The 17,817-nt window shown below is 50.6% G+C and carries 12 protein-coding genes; all 12 read right to left on the minus strand.

All coding sequences use genetic code 11. The features are described from left to right. Nucleotides 1-28: 28 nt before the first annotated feature. The 12 genes from DFP97_RS22690 to DFP97_RS22735 all read right to left on the minus strand — a co-directional run bounded on the left by DFP97_RS22690 (nucleotide 29) and on the right by DFP97_RS22735 (nucleotide 17,786). Nucleotides 29-1,165 (minus strand): SGNH/GDSL hydrolase family protein, encoded by a 1,137-nt coding sequence (locus tag DFP97_RS22690; RefSeq protein WP_114382632.1) that lies wholly within the window; start codon nucleotides 1,163-1,165, stop codon nucleotides 29-31. 27 nt (nucleotides 1,166-1,192) lie between these two features. Beyond that, nucleotides 1,193-1,546 (minus strand): alpha/beta hydrolase, encoded by a 354-nt coding sequence (locus DFP97_RS31700; RefSeq protein ID WP_245976549.1) that lies wholly within the window; start codon nucleotides 1,544-1,546, stop codon nucleotides 1,193-1,195. Between the two features lie 23 nt (nucleotides 1,547-1,569). Further along, complete coding sequence (locus DFP97_RS32145) at nucleotides 1,570-1,656, minus strand: hypothetical protein (RefSeq protein ID WP_342773305.1); 87 nt, start codon at nucleotides 1,654-1,656, stop codon at nucleotides 1,570-1,572. 30 nt (nucleotides 1,657-1,686) lie between these two features. Then, entirely contained in the window at nucleotides 1,687-1,914 is a 228-nt protein-coding gene (locus tag DFP97_RS31705; protein ID WP_245976550.1) for an alpha/beta hydrolase, read from the minus strand. Nucleotides 1,915-2,009: 95 nt separating this feature from the next. Beyond that, entirely contained in the window at nucleotides 2,010-4,391 is a 2,382-nt protein-coding gene (locus DFP97_RS22700) for a glycoside hydrolase family 95 protein (RefSeq protein ID WP_342773301.1), read from the minus strand. 215 nt (nucleotides 4,392-4,606) lie between these two features. Beyond that, nucleotides 4,607-6,142 carry a glycoside hydrolase family 43 protein gene (locus DFP97_RS22705; protein WP_114382634.1) on the minus strand — a complete coding sequence of 512 codons (1,536 nt, stop codon included), beginning with the start codon at nucleotides 6,140-6,142 and terminating at the stop codon, nucleotides 4,607-4,609. A 287-nt stretch (nucleotides 6,143-6,429) separates the two neighbouring features. Then, on the minus strand, nucleotides 6,430-7,239 hold the full coding sequence (locus tag DFP97_RS22710) for a polysaccharide deacetylase family protein (RefSeq protein ID WP_114382636.1): 810 nt from the start codon (nucleotides 7,237-7,239) through the stop codon (nucleotides 6,430-6,432). A 159-nt stretch (nucleotides 7,240-7,398) separates the two neighbouring features. Beyond that, entirely contained in the window at nucleotides 7,399-11,733 is a 4,335-nt protein-coding gene (locus DFP97_RS22715) for a polysaccharide deacetylase family protein (protein WP_114382638.1), read from the minus strand. Between the two features lie 153 nt (nucleotides 11,734-11,886). Then, the gene (locus DFP97_RS22720) at nucleotides 11,887-13,587 is read right to left on the minus strand and encodes an ABC transporter substrate-binding protein (protein WP_114382639.1); all 1,701 of its coding nucleotides are present in this window, start codon (nucleotides 13,585-13,587) and stop codon (nucleotides 11,887-11,889) included. Nucleotides 13,588-13,658: 71 nt separating this feature from the next. After that, on the minus strand, nucleotides 13,659-14,552 hold the full coding sequence (locus tag DFP97_RS22725) for a carbohydrate ABC transporter permease (protein ID WP_114382641.1): 894 nt from the start codon (nucleotides 14,550-14,552) through the stop codon (nucleotides 13,659-13,661). A 12-nt stretch (nucleotides 14,553-14,564) separates the two neighbouring features. Then, a complete protein-coding gene (locus tag DFP97_RS22730) occupies nucleotides 14,565-15,524 on the minus strand; it encodes an ABC transporter permease (RefSeq protein WP_114382643.1) in 960 nt (319 codons plus the stop codon). Between the two features lie 573 nt (nucleotides 15,525-16,097). Then, a complete protein-coding gene (locus DFP97_RS22735; RefSeq protein WP_114382645.1) occupies nucleotides 16,098-17,786 on the minus strand; it encodes an ABC transporter substrate-binding protein in 1,689 nt (562 codons plus the stop codon). Between the last annotated feature and the right edge of the window lie 31 nt (nucleotides 17,787-17,817).

Here is a 17,817-nt window from a genome sequence, read left to right on the forward strand (position 1 = left end):
ACTAATGCAGACTTTAGGCTGTTCCCATTCAATACCATTCCAAGAAAGCCGAGGCAACAGCAGACCCTGCTTCACCATTCGGATGCGCATCGAACTCGCTCGACATATATTCAGGTATAAGCAGGTTATCGCGAGGAGCCGCTTGCGAGAGTACTTCCGCAATATCAAATACTCGATCGACTCCGGCAATAGCATGGCTTCGTATTGCCTGATTCACATCCCTCCAGACAAGCTCCTGCGCATCGGAAAAATTGAATGTGGGTACAGTGCAAAGGATCACCGACATACCGGTACGGCTGCCTTTAAGGCTGGACACAATGGTTTGCAGATCCTCCAGCAGTTGAACGGCGCTTCGTCCGGTCGTACCTATATCGTTGACCCCCAATGCTATGACGATCTCATCGCTTAGCTTGGCTTTGCTCAGCCAAGCCTTGTCGGTTGCGGCATCGTAAGCACGCGCCCAGCCCGAACCAAGATTCCATACACTATATTCCGGACCAAGCCCCTTCGCAATGCGGGAAACCCAGTATTCATATGCGTCCGGGCGCGTTCGCACACCTTGGGTGATGGAATCGCCAAAGAATGCAATACGCTTAGCTCCCTCACGCTCGCAACCGATGAAATCCGGCAGAAACAGACAATTCGCAGATTTTTGGAAACCTTCGGCACTGATTTGGCCGGCTGCATGCCCAGGCGCATCGTAGGCGGACACCAATGGGTTTTCTGTATTGTAGGGAAAGCTTACGCCGGCAGCCAATGTCGTAATCGTCCACGAAAATACCAAATAATGCTCCTCCGGGATCATGATCCGGGCGGCATCGCTCCAAAACTTCTCTCCCGGCATAACCAATCTGGCGATCGACGAATCGAACGTTACCGGAATTTGCGTACCCTCTACAACGCTTCCATCAGGCAGCCTCCCGCCATCAGCAATGTAAGCAGACTCGATTTTCCACGAGCCTCCCATCAGATTGGCACTCGATTCAGAACCGTCTGCCCATGTGGAATCCACCAGGTTGCTGCACCAGAATCTCAGCTTTAATTCCCCGCATTCCGTTGTCTTGATATAAGCTCTGTACGTATGAGTAAAAGCGGAATCACTTTTCATAATAAAATTTTTGGCTGTAGATAGAACTGTCGCCGAAGTATAAGAACTCCACCACATGGATACGTTCCCCCTGTCTATTATTCGTCATAAGAAATTTCGTTTTCTTAGCCACGCCTCGCAGAGCTCCGGCCAAGCCTTCACTTCAGGATGACCTTCGGCTAAACCTAACCCATGTCCGCCGCTTTCGAAAATATGCAATTCAAATGGCACCTGATGGCGGCTGAGAGCACCTGCAAAAAGCAAACTGTTTTCGACCGCAACGTTCTCATCATCCGCCGCATGCCAGAGAAACGTTGGCGGGGTGTCTTCGGCCACTTGCGTTTCCGTGGACAACAAAGCAACAAGCGATTCATCCGGAGAATCGCCAAGCAGATGGCGCATGGACGGTTGATGACCATACGCTCCGAATGTGATGACCGCATAACACAAGATTAGCAATTTCGGACGGCTGCTCTGTCTTTCTATCGGATCGGATGATAGGTATCTCCATTGTCATACAAAGTGCCCGTTGCGGATGCCAGGTGACCGCCTGCGGATAAGCCAAACATGCCGACTCGCTCCGGATCGATGTTCCAATCCTACGCATAATGTCTTACGGTTCGAATAGCCCGCTTCGCATCCTGAAGCGGAATTGGATGTTGATGCGGCGATACCCGGTAATTAAGGACGAATGCGGTTATGCCGAGCCCGTTCAACCACTTGGCAATCGGCTCGCCCTCGTGCGCGGCGCGTCTGAGATATCTCCCGCCCGGACATACGATGACTGCAGGACAAGGTCCTTCTCCATGCACAGGGTATACATTCAAACTCGGACATCCCTGGTTCTCATCGCCGATGCTTTCTTCGGATGCGCCAGCCATAATTCAATTGTACGCATATGGCCTCCATTCTTCATTCCTTATCAGACAGCCCTGATATAATACGTCTCTCCTGCGACCGTCTGAAACCTCACTACCGACGCACCATCGCTTTGAGCCAGCACAGAACCGTCTGCCCGCTTGACGCGAATGGCGCTCGGAACGCGCATGCTGCACAGAGCATCCCGCGTCGCTCTCAGTTCGGCTTCGGCAAGATGACCGTCTTTCCAGGCCATATCGATCTCAAAACCGCCCCGCGCCCGCAGGCCGCTTACAAAGCCGGTCGGCCACGCTGCCGGAAGTGCCGGAAGCAAGCGGATTTCTCCGCCATGGCTCTGCAACAGCATCTCCGCGATACCGGCGGCACCGCCGAAATTGCCGTCGATTTGGAACGGAGGGTGCGCATCGAACAAATTCGGGTAGGACGACTTGGCGAATAACGTTTGCACATACCGATACGCGTTCTCCGCATCCGCGAGCCGAGCCCAAACGTTAATGATCCAGGCGCAGCTCCATCCGGTATGTCCGCCTCCGTACTGCAGACGACGTTCAAGAGAGGTTCGTACGGCCGCCGTCAGCTCCGGATCGCGATGCAGATCGATCTGCTCTCCAGGATAAAATCCGTATAAATGCGAGATATGGCGGTGCCCAGGTTCATGCTCCTCGAACTCGCGGAACCATTCCAGCAACTGGCCGTGCCGACCGATGCGATAAGGCAGCAGACGGGCTAGCGCGGCTTCCCATTCGCGGCGCAGCTCGGCATCGGCATTCAGCAGCGCGCTCGCTTCTATGCAATTCGTGAACAACTCACGGATAATGGCGGTGTCCATTGTTGTCCCCATGCTGACCGCACACGCCCTGCCTTCAGCATCCAGAAACATATTTTCCGGCGACGTAGAAGGCGACGTAACCAAATGTCCCTCGCTGTCTTCGATCAACCAATCCAGGCAGAACAAAGCAGCCTCCCGCATGATGGGATACGCCTTGGCTGCAAGAAATTCCGCATCTCCTTCGAACAAGTACCGCTCCCACAAATGCCTGCACAACCATGCGCCGCCCATCGGCCAGAACGCCCAGCTTGCGGAGCCGGCAGCGGGTGTCGACATTCGCCACAAATCCACATTGTGATGGGCAGTCCACCCGCGGCACCCGTAATGTATTTCCGCGGTTTTTCGCCCGCTGACGCTGAGACCTTCAAGCAGGTCGAACAGCGGCTCGTGGCATTCCTCCAGATTGCACGTTTCCGCCAGCCAGTAATTCATTTCCGTATTGATGTTAACGGTATAATTGCTTCTCCATGGCGGGTCTATGTCTTTGTTCCAAATCCCTTGCAAATTCGCCGCTTGCGTGCCTGGCCGGGAACAAGCGATAAGCAGATACCGGCCATATTGGAAGTACAGAGCCGACAACCCCGGATCGCTCTCGCCTTGCTGCACGCGAACAAGCCGTTCGTCCGTCGGAAGCCGATCGGCATCGGATTCGCCCAGATGAAGCTTCACCCTGTTGTACAACTGGAGATAATCCTTGAGATGACGCCGCTTGAGTTCATCGTAGGAGAAACCGGCTGCCGCAGTGAGAGCGATTCGAACCTGATCGGCCGGGTCTTTGCCCTCGGACTCCGGATTTTTATCAAAGCCGTTAAAGCTCGTTGCAGCCGCAAGCAGGAACGTTACGGCGTCGGCATTGGCCGCTCTCAGCTCGGCATGATTCCCGCTCTCCTTCGATCCCCCTTCGATGACAGCCAGGAGCTGAACCTCGAAGCGCACTCCTTTATGTTCCTCGTAGATTAGCTTTTCGAACGCACCGGGTACCGATTCCGGCTCCGGATGCGTAGGACCGTTTCCATTCATCGTCAGAATGCCTCTGTCGGCTTCCAGGCTGACAGCCGCCGAATGAGGCGTTTCAAGGGACGCCGTCACATCGATGCTCCCCGGACGATCTGCGCTCAATCGGATCGCCAATACCTGATCGGCGGCGGAGATGAATGACTCCTGAGTATAACGGACGCCGTCACGCACGTAAGTAACGCTGCTTACAGCCGTGTCCAGATCGAGCTGCCGTTCGTAAGCTTCGACGGAGCCTGAGCCGTCGCCGAGCTTAAGCTTTAAATCGCCAAGCGGCTGGTACGCTTCCGTTCGGGGTCCGTGCATATGCCGCTCGATTATTTCCTGTGCCTGCATATACGCTCCGTTCGCAATAGCCTGTCTCGCTCTAGCGAGATAAGCTGCCGCGCCATAATTCACCGTATCTCGCGGCTGGAATGACCATAGCGTATCTTCATTTAATTGAAACAGCTCTTCGTCCGGCCGACCGAAAACCATAGCTCCAAGCCGACCGTTGCCCAGAGGCAGAGCTTCGGTCCATTCAACTGCCGGCTGTCTGTACCATAACCGCATTGGCGATTGTATGGGTTTGCTGTGTTCCACGTTATTCCACCTTTCTGCGATACTAAATATTTCCAATTATATTGCAAGGCAATCCGAGGTGCCTTGCTCTTCTAGTCATTGACTAGCACATTAGAGACAAGACAGCTACCGTATCTGACGGTTCAGATTCATTCCGACGCCTTCAAAAACCGAGCAGACCCATGAATATATTCATGGGTCACTTGCAGATGGAACTTAATTATTCGAGCTGTGCATTATCCGTTCAACGGCTCATATTCGAACCAATCAAAGCTTGCCGGAGAACCTTGCCCCGTTTCACAGACGGCGTACATCGCAATGACTACTCCCGTAAAGCCGCCCGCAACTTCTGTTGAGAGAAGATGTGTTTCTCCAGATCCCACTTCAAGTACATCGGATGAATCCTGCTGAATTTTGAAGTGAAACCATTCCGGCTGCGCTTCAACCTTAAGAATGACAGAACCCTCTGAGCACTCCAGCATGATCTCCGCCTTCAAGGATCCTACGGTACGCCGGAATACGACCACCTTGCGCCCTTCTTGGCGCTTTACAGCCAGATCGTAATGATAGCTATCGTTCATAAATACGGTAAGTCCGGCTTCCTCGCCTTCGTGCTGCGGTTCGAAATTCAGCAAGGCGGAGATGTTGCTTGACCAGTGGCGCAAACGACGGCCTACAAAGGCTGGGGCACCGGAATCGTCGAGCGACGTCTTGTTTCCGCGCAATACAAGATTCCCCGGAGATTCGCTGAGCGACCAGCTTAACGGATCAGGATTCCGCAGGAACACCCAGTCGCAGCCTAAGGTTGAATCGTCAAAATCCTCTCGGGTTGAATTAGATGGCCACCGGACCTCCGTCAGCTGCGGAGCATCCATGACGCTCTCGACGCTTCCCCCATTACCGATGATGGGCCAGCCGTCAGCCTTCCATGATACGGGCGCCAGGAACGTCTCCCTGCCCAAATGATGCCGATAAGGATAGGAGACCGGTCTAATGCCTAAGAAAACCGCCCACCAGCTGCCGTCATGCGCCTGTACCAGATCTGCATGGCCTGTTGCATGAATGCTGCTGTTCCGGCTTCTATGAGTTAGTATCGGGTTATGGGGGCATGGTTCGTAAGGTCCATATGGAGCGTCGCTTCTCGAAATCGTCACCATATGACCGTATTCCGTCCCGCCTTCGGCAATCAACAAGTAATAAAGCCCATTGATCTTGTAAAGATGAGGCGCTTCCGGATGCGCTCCGCCCGTTCCCATCCAGATCATACGGCTCTCTGTCAGAATTTGACCGGTAGATATGTCAATCTCGCATTGATAAATGCCATAGCCTTCATTTCCGGAATAGGTGGATTGAAAGTATACGCTGCCATCTTCATCGAATAATAGAGATGGATCGATGCCACCCTGCGCGACAGTAATCATCTCGGACCAAGGACCTTCCGGCTGTTGGCTGCGAACATAGAAGTTGCCGACCCCGCTCACATTCGTCGTGACCATATAGAACCAGCCATCGTGATAGCGGATCGTCGGGGCGAAAATCCCTCCCGATATCCAGGTGTTGCCCAGCGGCAATTGCTGCTCGGTAGTGAGGCAATGTCCGATCTGGCGCCAATTGACAAGATCCTTGCTATGGAATATGGGGACTCCAGGAAAATAAGCGAACGAGCTTGTTACCAAATAATAATCATCTTCGACACGGCAGATGCTCGGGTCGGGATAAAAGCCTGGAATTACAGGATTGCTATACGTCGCGGTGCTAAAGGTCGTCTCCATGTTACAACTCCTAATCATTCTAAAGTTTGATATTATTGAAGCCCTTCCATTCCCCTTCCAATTCGGATTATAAAACACGGCATAAACCTGCACCTTGATTTTCAGGTCATCGAATAGCATGATTTAGCCATTTATATTTCAGGCGCTTGGCTTAGCTGAAAAAAGGTCTTTTGAAGGGCAGCGCGAGGGGCATCTGAAAACTTCCGAACCAAAAAGGCACCGGGCTTCGCATGGAAGCTATCCGGTGCCTTGAATTTTTTTTGCTATATTTAGAAAACAAATACTTGCTATCGCAGCCTTTTCGTTTCGCCTGCCGCAATACGGACGGCTTCGCCGTCTGCGCTAAACCAAACCTCAAGGGCATTCGGATTATGCACCATGCTTCGATCAACCGAGAAACGGAGCGCTTTGAGGGCGTTCTGATAGGTTACAATGTCCGTCATCGATGCTTTCCAGATCGACTCCTCGCCGCCGAGCAGCTCGCCCACCTTGTCTACCAGTTCCCAGTTGTCATCATGATCGAATTCGTAGCTGTGGCCCCAGATAAACAATAGCTCCATCCGGCTGAACCACTGCTTGGACGACAGAAATTGTTCCGCCTTCTCAACCATCTCCTTGTGGTGGCAGGTCGGATGCCATCTCAGCGGATCATCTGGCATGTGGAAGCCGCCGTGGCTCTGGACGGTGCGGGCATATTCGATACCGAGCACCGGCAGCGCGCGCACAACGCGGTCGTTGTAAGTGCCAAACGGATAACTCATGCCGCGTACAGGATATCCCGCAATCGCCTCCAGATTTCGGCGGTCCGCGATCAGCTCCTCCGCAATCTGGTCGTCCGGGGACTGCTCCAGGAATGGATGCGTGACGGTATGGGCCGAAATCTCGTGGCCGCGAAATAAGTCCGCCACTTCTTCGGCACGGATGTGTCCTTCCTCGCCGAATTTGCCGGAATTCAGATGGAACGTTCCTTTGAGGCCATATCGGTTAAATGCCTGCACCAGCCTCCTGTCTTGTTCGCGGCCATCGTCAAAACTAAACACGACCGCCTTGCTAAACCCTCCCGGAAATCGGTCGAATCGAATGCTCACGTTATCCATTATGACTCCTCCTTAAGTTTTGTGGAACGGAGTGGAACAAAACCGCTTCGGAAGCATACGCTTAGAGCGTATTAAAATCTCGGCAAGCGTGTTCCGCTAACCTTTCAGCATTATACCTCCGAACCATTACGGCCGGAGGTATAATGCTTCTGATCTCGCTTATTTTTTTCCTGATTGATCATGAGGAACCGTAACGGTGGCAGATGCTTCCGTTACATTCCCTGCTTGATCTACCGCTCTATAAGTAATCGTATAGACTAGAGGCTTTTTACCCTTTGCTTTTTTGGCCAGCAGCTTGAATTCCGTATCGAATGTGCCGAATTCAGCTCCTTGTACCATGGATTCGTAGCGGTAGACGGCTACGCTCGGCGTAATGGACAGCAATTCCACCTGAGACTGCTCATCCCCCGTCTCAACAATCGCCGTTACTTTAACCAGCTTGTTGTTGGCCGGCCACAAGGTTTCCTTATCCAAAACAACATTCAGGGTAGGAGCAGTCGTATCAATGATCAAGCTTCTGTATGCCCACTCCGACCAAGCGCCTTGATTATCTTTCACACGAACCCTGATCGACCAGTTTCCGTCTGCCAGTCCATTCAACGTGTATGAACCGGATTCGCCCGTCAGTTCGCCGCTGTCCACATCAACCGTCTCGAAGCCGTTGCTGGAGGCTTGAACCTGATAAGCTGCCTGAACATCCGCATCGTCGGAGTCAAGGAACGTCCAGTTAAGCTGCGGACTATTCAGATTGATCGTTTGGCCATCCTCATACGAAGTGAGCGAGAGGGATGGAGCCGAGTTAGGCGTTGGCTCTGTCGTGCCCTGTTTAATATCGCCGCGCACGATGCCCATACCGTTCGTTCCGATATAGACCCGGCCGTACACTTGTCCATCGCCCGTAATCACCCCTCTTGCATTCGCGAACTGATGCTGATCGTCATTAATGCGGATCCAGCTCGCTCCTTCGTCCTCCGAGCGGTAGAACCCGAACTTGCCGCCGTTTACTCTCAGTCCGGCATAGATCGTTTTATACGTTTTGCCTGGCGCTTCTTTGCCGAAACCGACGGATACCGCCTCATCAACGCCCGCTAGCTTCTGGAAGCTCGCTCCCGAATCCGTCGAACGGAATAGTCCTTCCGAGCTGGCAAGCCAGATATCGCCTTCAGCCGTAGGAGCAGCCTTGAACTTGCCAATCAGATTTTGCGGCAATCCGGAAGCAGCCGAAGCCGTGAAGTTGACGCCGCCGTCCGTGCTGACATAGAACGTCCCTTCATGGAACCCGTAGAATTTGTCCGGATTGATACGGTCCGAAGAGACTATCGAGCCTTGCGGGATGCCTGTCGATGGTGTCCACGTCTGGCCAAGGTCGGTAGAGTAGCTTACCGGCCGGTCGCCGTTGCCATCCGGAGCCCATACGATCGTATCGCCGTTCGCGCTGACCGCGACCCATTCTCCGCTCGTATGGTCGCCGTCCGCCGCCTGCCAGGCATTGGCCGCCGGCGTCCAGGTGACGCCGTTGTCTGTCGATACGCCCATCCGCGCGTCTAGGTTCGATGCATGGCCGACGCGCACGATCAGGTTCGGATTCGTCTCCGCGTAGTCCAGATCGGTGCTTGATACGATATAAGGATTTGTGATCATTTGCGGCGCCTTATTCAGGTCTTCATGACGGAACCCGCCGATATCGCCCATCGAGCTGATGAGCGGCGCCCCGGATGGAGGACTGATCAAGCCCAGAATCGCGTTCTCTTCAATCCCGTCCGCCATGACGGAAATCAGGATTTTCTCGCCCTTATCGAAATTGGTCATGTTCTCGGAGCCGTACAGCGTAGCCCCGGTACCGTACATGATCCGGTCGGAGTTAAACGGATCGATCTCCAGGTCGCCGATTCCCCAGCCAAGAGTTGGCGAGGTTACCGGATCGGTCTCCGGATCGCGCTGAACGCCCCAGTCAAGCCATGGCGCGATCGAATAATCGATCGTGTACCGATTGTCGCGCTGCGGATACGAGGTGAACTCCCAAAATGGTTTCCATGTTTGTCCGCCGTCCGTACTGCGGTAAAACTGGTTATCCGGCCACCATTTGTTCAACGTTGCGACCATCAGTGTATCGGGATGCTGAGCGTCGACGGCAAGACCGCCGTACGGATTTTCCGTAGTGCCGGCTCCGCCCGGGCTGATGTCCGTCCACTCGCCCGTACTCGTATTCAGCTTCCATACCGCGCCGGTGCCGGCGTCCCAAGGTCCTATACCCGAGTTGTACGTTACGTACAGCATACCGTTGGAACCCAGCGTTCCGTGGTGAGGCAGGAAACCCTGCTTCGGCTGGCCCGCCACCGGTTCCCAGGTCTCGCCGCCGTCGACCGACTTGTAAATGCTCGTCTGCGTATCGGCCAAACCGACATAAATCGTCTGCGTCGCATGGCCCGCTGAGCCCGTCGAAGGATCGAAGGTGACCCATACGGGGCCGATATTCCCGTTGCTCATGCTCTCAGTCACGTCGCCGATCGGAGTGAAGCTGTCCACCTTATGCCATGTCGCTCCAAAGTCCTCGCTCTTCCACAATCCGTTCCCGTTGCGGGCTCCCAGATAGAGGATCCGGTTATCGTTCGGGTCGATAGCCAGACGTTCGCCCATGGTCCGGCCGGCCATGTTGCCGCCGAATTTGAACGGCATTTCCGTCATCTCCCACGTTTGCCCGCGGTCCTGCGAACGAAGAATGTAACCATTTGTCTGCACCCAGTCGTTCGAGTAAGTGCCGGCCGCAATATAGACGCGATTCGGATCGACAGGGTCGGTAGCTATACTCTCCACACCCGACAGGTTCCAGTCATCCAAGCTCACCCATTCCAGCAGCTGAATCCACGTCTTGGTCTCCGGGTCCCAGCGATACGCGCCCCCCATGTCCGTGCGGGCATAGATGAGATCCTTCTCCGTCGGGTTGTAAATAATACCCGTAATGAGTCCGCCGCCGACGATCTTCACCCTGCCCCAATCATAGGCTTGCGTTGTTACCGGCACAGTGTCCGACTGTGGTGGCTCATTCGTCAATTCAAGCGACTTGGCACCAAAGGAGATCGTATAATTGCCATCTGCATCAGGTTGAATGGCTTGACCATTTTGCACAAGCTGGTAACCATCCCCGTCCTTCACCTTCACCTTTAGATTGACATTATCAGGGTAGTAGGCTGGAACATCCCAAGTATAACTGGTTCCTGTTGGAGTCGCATTTGGAGTAAGTTTTTCAATTGTTTTCTGCGCTCTCCAGTAGCTGCTCACCGTTCCGAAAGGAGCGATCCAGATGCTGGATCGATTGGCATCCAAATAGTCAAACAATAAATTCATCTCATTCAGTGGCAAGGAAGTATTAGCACCAACATCATGTATCGTAAATACTGTCCAGGCACCTTGGCTTATTGCATTATCTACCATGTTCTTGTAGTCCGAATCGAATTTCCCTTCTCCCCATGAAAAATTGGAAGAGATATTCATCCAATTGGGTTTGTGTGATGGTTTCATAAAGTAAGTTCCGTCACCCCATCCCCCTCTTGCCGAAATGTGCGTATCCCTCAGGTATTTGACGAGATATGGATCATTATTCGTGTAAGGATAAGCATAAGTTACAACTGTTGTGTCCAACTCTTGTTCTAACATGGTTTGCGCTGCGACTGTTTCATCGTAGCCTAAAGTATCGTCAAAAGTTTTTTCATGTGGTTGGGTTGGATTGGCACTTGGCATATAGTGATGTTTGGAATGGTTTGCAATTTCATGTCCATCCAAAGGGAGCTTTTTCCAATCCTCTTTTCGGCTGCCCGTTACTGCCGTTTCCGTTACAAAAAACGTAGCATCCAAATCTTTTGCATCTAAAGCCGGGACCGCATAATCAAGCTGCGAATCACTTCCATCATCAAAGGTAAGAGATATTGCTGATTGTGCTCCATTCCATGGCAAGACTGTTATTGCTGGTCCAGTGTACGGTTCGATGTACGTGAACTTAACGTTATTAATGTAGAATGTAGTGTTTTCAGTACGTGTATTAGTAGTAAATGTAATGCTGTTCCATTTTGTAAAATCAACCCCGGTCATATCAGAAAGAGGAATGGAAACGTGCTCCCAGGATCCATCGTATGGGGTTTGTATGTTTGCGGTATAATTATTAGTCCCATCGCTAACATTCATGATAAGAGCTTCGTCGCCAGCTTCTCCTTTTACCCAAAATTCCAAAGTATTGTAGCTGGATACATCATGTGGGGCCCAATCCGTGAAAAAGGCCCCGTTCCAGCCACTACTACTATCTGAAAGGACAAATTTCTGGGAGTTAACACCGGTGCTTCCAGGTACAACAGTGGAATCACTGCTTGCAGTTAGATTACTACTATTACTGAAATTCACAACATATGGGTCTAATGACTCTGCTGATGCAGTCTTAGACACAAACGGTAATTGAGGTAAAAGAATTAAGAGAGCTAAGAACAATAAAAAAAATCTTTTCATTTGATGTCATTCCTCTCATTGTGCTGTAGTCTACGTACTGAACTTATATCGACACAATGCGGCGACTATCTGCGGCATAGGGAGGGTTGTCCCAAAGTAGACTAATTCTACTTTTGGGACAGCCCCATCGTCCGGAGATTATCCGCCTTGCACTTATTTCGACCAAAGCTCGACGCGGTCCTTCACCATCTTTGTAAATTCTTGATTCATCTTCGCAACGCCTGCGTCTTCCAGGTCCTTCAGGAACTGATCGTAGACCTTATCGAAATCTTCCGGCTTCGCCAGAATCGCTTCCGGTATGCGTTTCTTCATAATATCCTGCGTTTTCTGGAAAATAACGTTCGCCTCGGAGGTCGCCTCGAACGGAAGCGTCCATGCCGCGCCGTATTTGCGTTCAGGGAACGAATCATCGGAAGGCCACAGATCCTTGTAAGTCGTAGCGCCGTAAGCCGCCAGCGTCTTCTTGTCTTCTTCCGAGTAAGCGGCTTGGATCTGCTCAGGGAATGTCGTCGTGTAGTAGTTTCCGGACGGATCCTTCACGCCGTCCCCGTAACGGGCGGATATGTTGTAGTTGCCGATACCCGTTGTTTTCACAAAAGTGTTGTTATCATTTGTTTTCTGCTCTAGCAGATCGGCAGGAATGACGCGTTTGCCGTCTACCACATTGTAATGCTTGCCTTCAATCCCCCAGTTTAAAAGCACTTGGCCTTCATCGGAAGCAAGGTAGTCCAGGAATTTGATCAGACGAACCGGGTCTTGAGCATCTTTCGTAATAGCGATTCCGAGGGCTGGAAGGTAACCCGTTCCTTGGAAGGAATGATCCTGGTACGTTTCGTTCAATGTTACAGGGAAACGAGCGTATGTCGAACCGAATTTGCCTTCAGCTTTCAAAGCGTTCTCAGCTTGGCCGTAATCCCAATTTTGATCGATAAGACCCAGAACGCGGCCGGAAGCGATTTTTGCTTTATACTGATCGTATTTCTGAATGAAGCTTTCCGGGTCTAGCAAGCCGATATCGTTCATGTGATTGAGCCAACGGAAATATTCTCTTTCTTCAGGACGCTGATAGTGCATAATAGCTTCATACGTATCTTCATTAATGAAGAACTCGCCATTGTCCGGTGCTCCAGTTGCGTAGAACGCAGGGTTTGTTACGGAAATCAGAATTTGCCATTCCCCGCCGTTAAGAGACAAACCGATATTCGGTTGGCCGTCTGCCGTTTTCGGGTTTTTCTCGATATAGGCTTTGATTGCAGCTTCGTAATCCTTAACGGTTTTGATTTCCGGGTAGCCGGCTGCTTCAAGCACTTGGTGCTGCAATTGGAAACCGCTGCCTGAATCAAAGTACGTATGATCAACGCCGGTCAGCGAAAGTGTATAAATCGCGTCATCATCCTTGCTCCAACGAAGACGGTTATAATATTCGCCGTAAACCTTTTTAATGTTAGGAGCATGCTCTTCGATCAAAGGACGAAGGTCGATCAAAGCGCCTGCATCAACCATTTTGTTTGTGGCGCCACCCGGAATAACCAGATCCGGATACTCATCGCTTGCTATCATAAGTGCGAGCATTTCATCGCTGGAACCGCCGACAGGGAATTCTGGTTTAATTGTAATGCCTGTTTTTTCTTTAATGAATTTGCCGATATCGGATTGCATGTCATCCCAGTTCGGGTTGTTACCGGTTGCGAAGCGAATCGTCATGGGCTCAGCTGGCTGCTCGTTTGTTGCATTTGTTGTTTCTGGCGTCGTCGTGTTTTTACCGCCTTCAGTATTCGAACTGCTGCATGCTGTGACGAATACGAATACGAGTGCCAACATCAGACTAAGTGCCATTTGCATCTTTCTTTTCATTTCGTTAAAGCCTCCCTTTTTTCATGTGCGTGATTTGAATGTATATAACAGGAAACCTGCTATTACCGAAATTAGCTTTTTACTGCGCCAAGTGTCATTCCTTTGACAAAGTACTTTTGAAGGAATGGATATACGAGCAAGATGGGTACGGTAACGACGATCGTAATCGCCATCTTAATGGATTCAGGCGATACCGCCGATATCGCTTGCTGTGCGTTCGGGTCGCGGTAATTGCTGCCCGTCTGCGTAGATAACAGCACCTTCATCAGCTCATACTGAAGCGTCGTATTTTCGGGATTCCTGTTATTAAACAAGTACGTATCAAACCAGGAATTCCAGTGTCCGACAGCAATGAACAATGCGATTGTCGCAAGTACGGGTTGGCAAAGCGGAAGGATCACCTTCCAAAATATAGTCCAATCATTCGCACCGTCAATTTTCGCTGATTCTTGAAGCGCATACGGAAGTCCGTCGATATACGAGCGGATAACGAACACGTTCCAAACGCTGAGCAGTGCAGGAATGATGTAAACGTAAAAGGTTCCAATCAAGCCTAAGTTTTTTATCAATAGGAAGCCCGGAATGAGTCCGCCTGAGAAATACATCGTGAGAGCGAACACAACCGACATCCATCTTCTAGCCTGAAAATCAGGACGGCTTAACGTATAAGCCATCATGGACGCTGCCACAACCCCGATTGCTGTACCGACAACCGTCCGAATGACGGAGTTTTTAAAGCCGGTTATTAAGCCCTCAAAGCCGAAAATCGTTTCATAGTTTCTTAAGGTAAATTCCCGCGGGTAAATCGTCAGACCGCCTCGAACGGTATCCACCGAATCGTTAAATGAAATCGCGAGTACATTTAAAAACGGGTATAAGGTTACAATAGCTACCATCGTCATGAATATATAGATGATTAGGTCAAATATTTTATCGCCAATATTTTTTTGAACAACTCCTTGCATGTGCCGCGCCTCCTATATGATTGATTCTTTGGTGACTCTCTTGTATATCCCGTTCGCGATAAACACTAGTAGGATGCTGACTACGGAGTTAAATATACCGATTGCCGTACCGTACGAATATCGGCCCATTTGAATACCGTACTTGAGCGCATACAGATCGAGTACCTCTGAAAAATCGGATACCAGAGGGTTGCCTAGCAAGAACTGCTTCTCGAAACCAATACTGATTAAGTGTCCAATCGACAAGATGAAAAGGACCATGAAGGTTGTACGAATACCAGGCAGCGTGATATGCCACATCTTGCGGAATCTGCCTGCGCCGTCAACCGTTGAAGCTTCGTAAAGCTCGGGATCGATGCCAGCCATCGCTGCCAGGAAAATAATCGAGTTCCAGCCCATTTCCTTCCATAAATCTGAAGCGGTTACAATTCCCCAGAACAAATTGCCTTTGGCCATAAACTGAATAGGCTGATCGATAATGTTAAGCCACATGAGCAGTTGGTTCACCGCTCCGCCGTCTGTCGAAAGCATCTTATATACGAGTCCGGCTACGACAACCCATGAAACAAAGTGAGGCAAATACGAAATCGTTTGAACTGACCGTTTGAAAAACTGACCTTTCATCTCATTTAACAATAATGCGAATATAACAGGAACCGTGAAGCCTACAATTAGTCCCATCGTACTCATGGCCAGCGTATTTCGCAAAACGATATAAAATCTTTCATCTTGGAATAATTCAATGAAATTCTCAAAGCCGACCCATTTCTGATCGAAAATTGAATCTTTCGGCTTGTAATTTTGAAATGCGGTAAGCCAGCCCCATACAGGTACATAACTGAAAATAAAAATCCATACTACGAATGGAAGTGACATCATGTACAGGTAACGCTGCTGGAATGCTTTGAACCAGAACCTGTTCCTTTTGAGCGTTACCCCTGCTTTCGGCGGACCTTCTGTTAGCGGTTTCATCTGTGCTCCTCCTAGCCTCGTAAGCTTTCTCTTTACTGGTGATAGTTTACTCTCTCTTATCTGTACTTATCATAAACGATAGAGACCATTCCATTGCACCCGGTGAAATTGATAATAACACCACTACTGATAGTAGACCTGGATTTTAAAGACATGAAATAGCATTATATAGTCATTTCAATTAAAATACCTCCGAACCATAACGGCCGGAGGTATCAAACTTCTGAACAAGCTTATAAGCCTTGGCGGTTAATCCAAGCAGATAGCCCAGATCGCTAGACGATGTCATAACACTAAACCTGTAATTTCAGGACATATAGTAGCATGATGCAGACCTCCATCTACGCAATTTTCAAACCATGGATAAATATCGCCCCCTGCACGAAAATACAGGGGGCGCAAGGAAAACCGTCTTACTATTGATCATCCGCTCAAAGATTCAACTCAAACTCCTTGTCGCGGTCACAGATCAGTACTCCGTCCACAACCTCCAGCTTGGCCACTTAAATGGAGGAGCGACGCAATTCATAGTTGTTCGAATCTTCATGATGCCCATGGCTAAATGGATGCAGCTTATTCATTCCAAAGCTTCACGCGGTCCTTCACCAGCTTGGTAAACTCTTCGTTCAGCTTCTCGACGCCTGCTTTCTCCAGCTCCTTCATGAAGTCGTCCCATATGGCGTCGAATTGTTCCGGCTCTGCCACAATCGCTTGGGTAACGCGCCTCTTCATAATATCCTGACACTTCTGGAAGATGACATTCGCTTCAGAGCCGGTCTCCATGTTGATGTTCCATGCCGCTCCCCACGGTTTAACCGGGAATTCTTCCTCGGACGGCCACAGATCCTTGTAACTTTTGATATTGTAAGCAGCCAGTGTCTTCCTATCCGCCTGGGTGTATTCCTTATCGATTTGTTCCGGGAAGACAGTAGTGTAATAGTTGCCCGTTGAATCCTTCACGCCGTCACCGTAGCTCGGTCCAAATCGGTACATATCTATGCCTGTCGTTTTTCTAAAGTTCCAGTTGTCATTGACTTTCCTATTCAGAATATCTTCCGGAATGACGCGTTTGCCGTTTTCCACCTTGTAATGTTTGCCTTCGATTCCCCAGTTGAGTAGTACTTGTCCTTCATCGGACGCCAGAAAATCGAGAAACTTGATGATGCGAACCGGGTCTTTGGCGCTCTTCGTGATCGAGATGCCGATCCCCGCCAAATATCCGTAGCTCTGGAAGTCATGTCTCTTGTAGGTTTCATTCAAGGTAACCGGGAAGTTGGCGTAGGTTTGATCGAACTTGCCTTTCTTCCTCAATACAGCTACTTCACCGGCGAAGTCCCAATCCATATCGATGAGTCCCAGAACGCGTCCGCTGGTAATCTTCGCCTTGTACTGATCATACTTCTGGACGAAGCTCTCCGTTTCCAGCAAGCCGATGTCGTGCATATGGTTCAGCCATCGGAAGTATTCCTTCTCTTCTGGGCGCAGGTAATGGAGCTTCGCCTCATAAGTATCCGGGTCGATATAAAATTCTCCTTCATCCTGCGCGCCAGTCGTTGCGACAGCCGGGTTTGTTACGCTAATCAAAAATTGCCATTCCCCTCCGTTCAGGGACAAGGGAATGATCGGTTGACCGTCGGCCGTGGTCTTGTGTTTATCATAATAAGCTTTGAGAGCATTCTCGTAATCCTGCACCGTCTTGATCTGTGGATAGTTCAGCTCCTTCAGCACGGCGTGCTGCAGCGAGAAGCCGCTTCCCGCCTTGAAGTAGGTTTGGTTTACAGGTGCTGTCGGCAGGACATATATACCATGGTCGTCATTGCTCCAGCGCAAACGTTTCATGTATTCGCCATAGACCTTCTTGATGTTCGGAGCATGCGCTTCAATGAGCGGCGTCAAATCGATCAATGCGCCGGCGTCCTTCAGCTTGCCCACGCTGACTTTGGCCCAAACCATATCCGGATACTCGTTGCTTGCCACCATTAACTCGAACATATCCGTGTCATTGATGTTAATCGGGAATTGCGCTTTGATCGAGATGCCGGTTTTTTCCGTTATGAGCTTGCCGACCTCGCTTTGCATGTCGTCCCATAAAGTGTTGAGGTCACCAAATGCTAAAGTGATTGTCATGGGTGTGAGTTCTTTGCTCGACGATGCGTCAGGACTGATGGAGCTATCGGAGTCCAAGCTGTTGCTGCAGCCGGTGGCTGCAAAAAGTACTCCGAACATTATAAGACATGCCGCTTTTATATTTCTGGCTTTCATGAAATGCCGCCCCCCCCCCCGCTCTAAAAAA

It is taken from the genome of Paenibacillus prosopidis, from assembly GCF_003337375.1.
Classification (GTDB): Bacteria; Bacillota; Bacilli; order Paenibacillales; family Paenibacillaceae; genus Pristimantibacillus; species Pristimantibacillus prosopidis.

Bases quoted from the DNA above. Each gene is read 5' to 3' on its own strand.
- DFP97_RS22690 (WP_114382632.1), bottom strand. From the start codon at position 1,165: ATGTGGTGGAGTTCTTATACTTCGGCGACAGTTCTATCTACAGCCAAA.
- DFP97_RS32145 (WP_342773305.1), bottom strand. From the start codon at position 1,656: ATGTTTGGCTTATCCGCAGGCGGTCACCTGGCATCCGCAACGGGCACT.
- DFP97_RS22705 (WP_114382634.1), bottom strand. From the start codon at position 6,142: ATGGAGACGACCTTTAGCACCGCGACGTATAGCAATCCTGTAATTCCA.
- DFP97_RS22710 (WP_114382636.1), bottom strand. From the start codon at position 7,239: ATGGATAACGTGAGCATTCGATTCGACCGATTTCCGGGAGGGTTTAGC.
- DFP97_RS22715 (WP_114382638.1), bottom strand. From the start codon at position 11,733: ATGAAAAGATTTTTTTTATTGTTCTTAGCTCTCTTAATTCTTTTACCT.
- DFP97_RS22720 (WP_114382639.1), bottom strand. From the start codon at position 13,587: ATGAAAAGAAAGATGCAAATGGCACTTAGTCTGATGTTGGCACTCGTA.
- DFP97_RS22725 (WP_114382641.1), bottom strand. From the start codon at position 14,552: ATGCAAGGAGTTGTTCAAAAAAATATTGGCGATAAAATATTTGACCTA.
- DFP97_RS22730 (WP_114382643.1), bottom strand. From the start codon at position 15,524: ATGAAACCGCTAACAGAAGGTCCGCCGAAAGCAGGGGTAACGCTCAAA.
- DFP97_RS22735 (WP_114382645.1), bottom strand. From the start codon at position 17,786: ATGAAAGCCAGAAATATAAAAGCGGCATGTCTTATAATGTTCGGAGTA.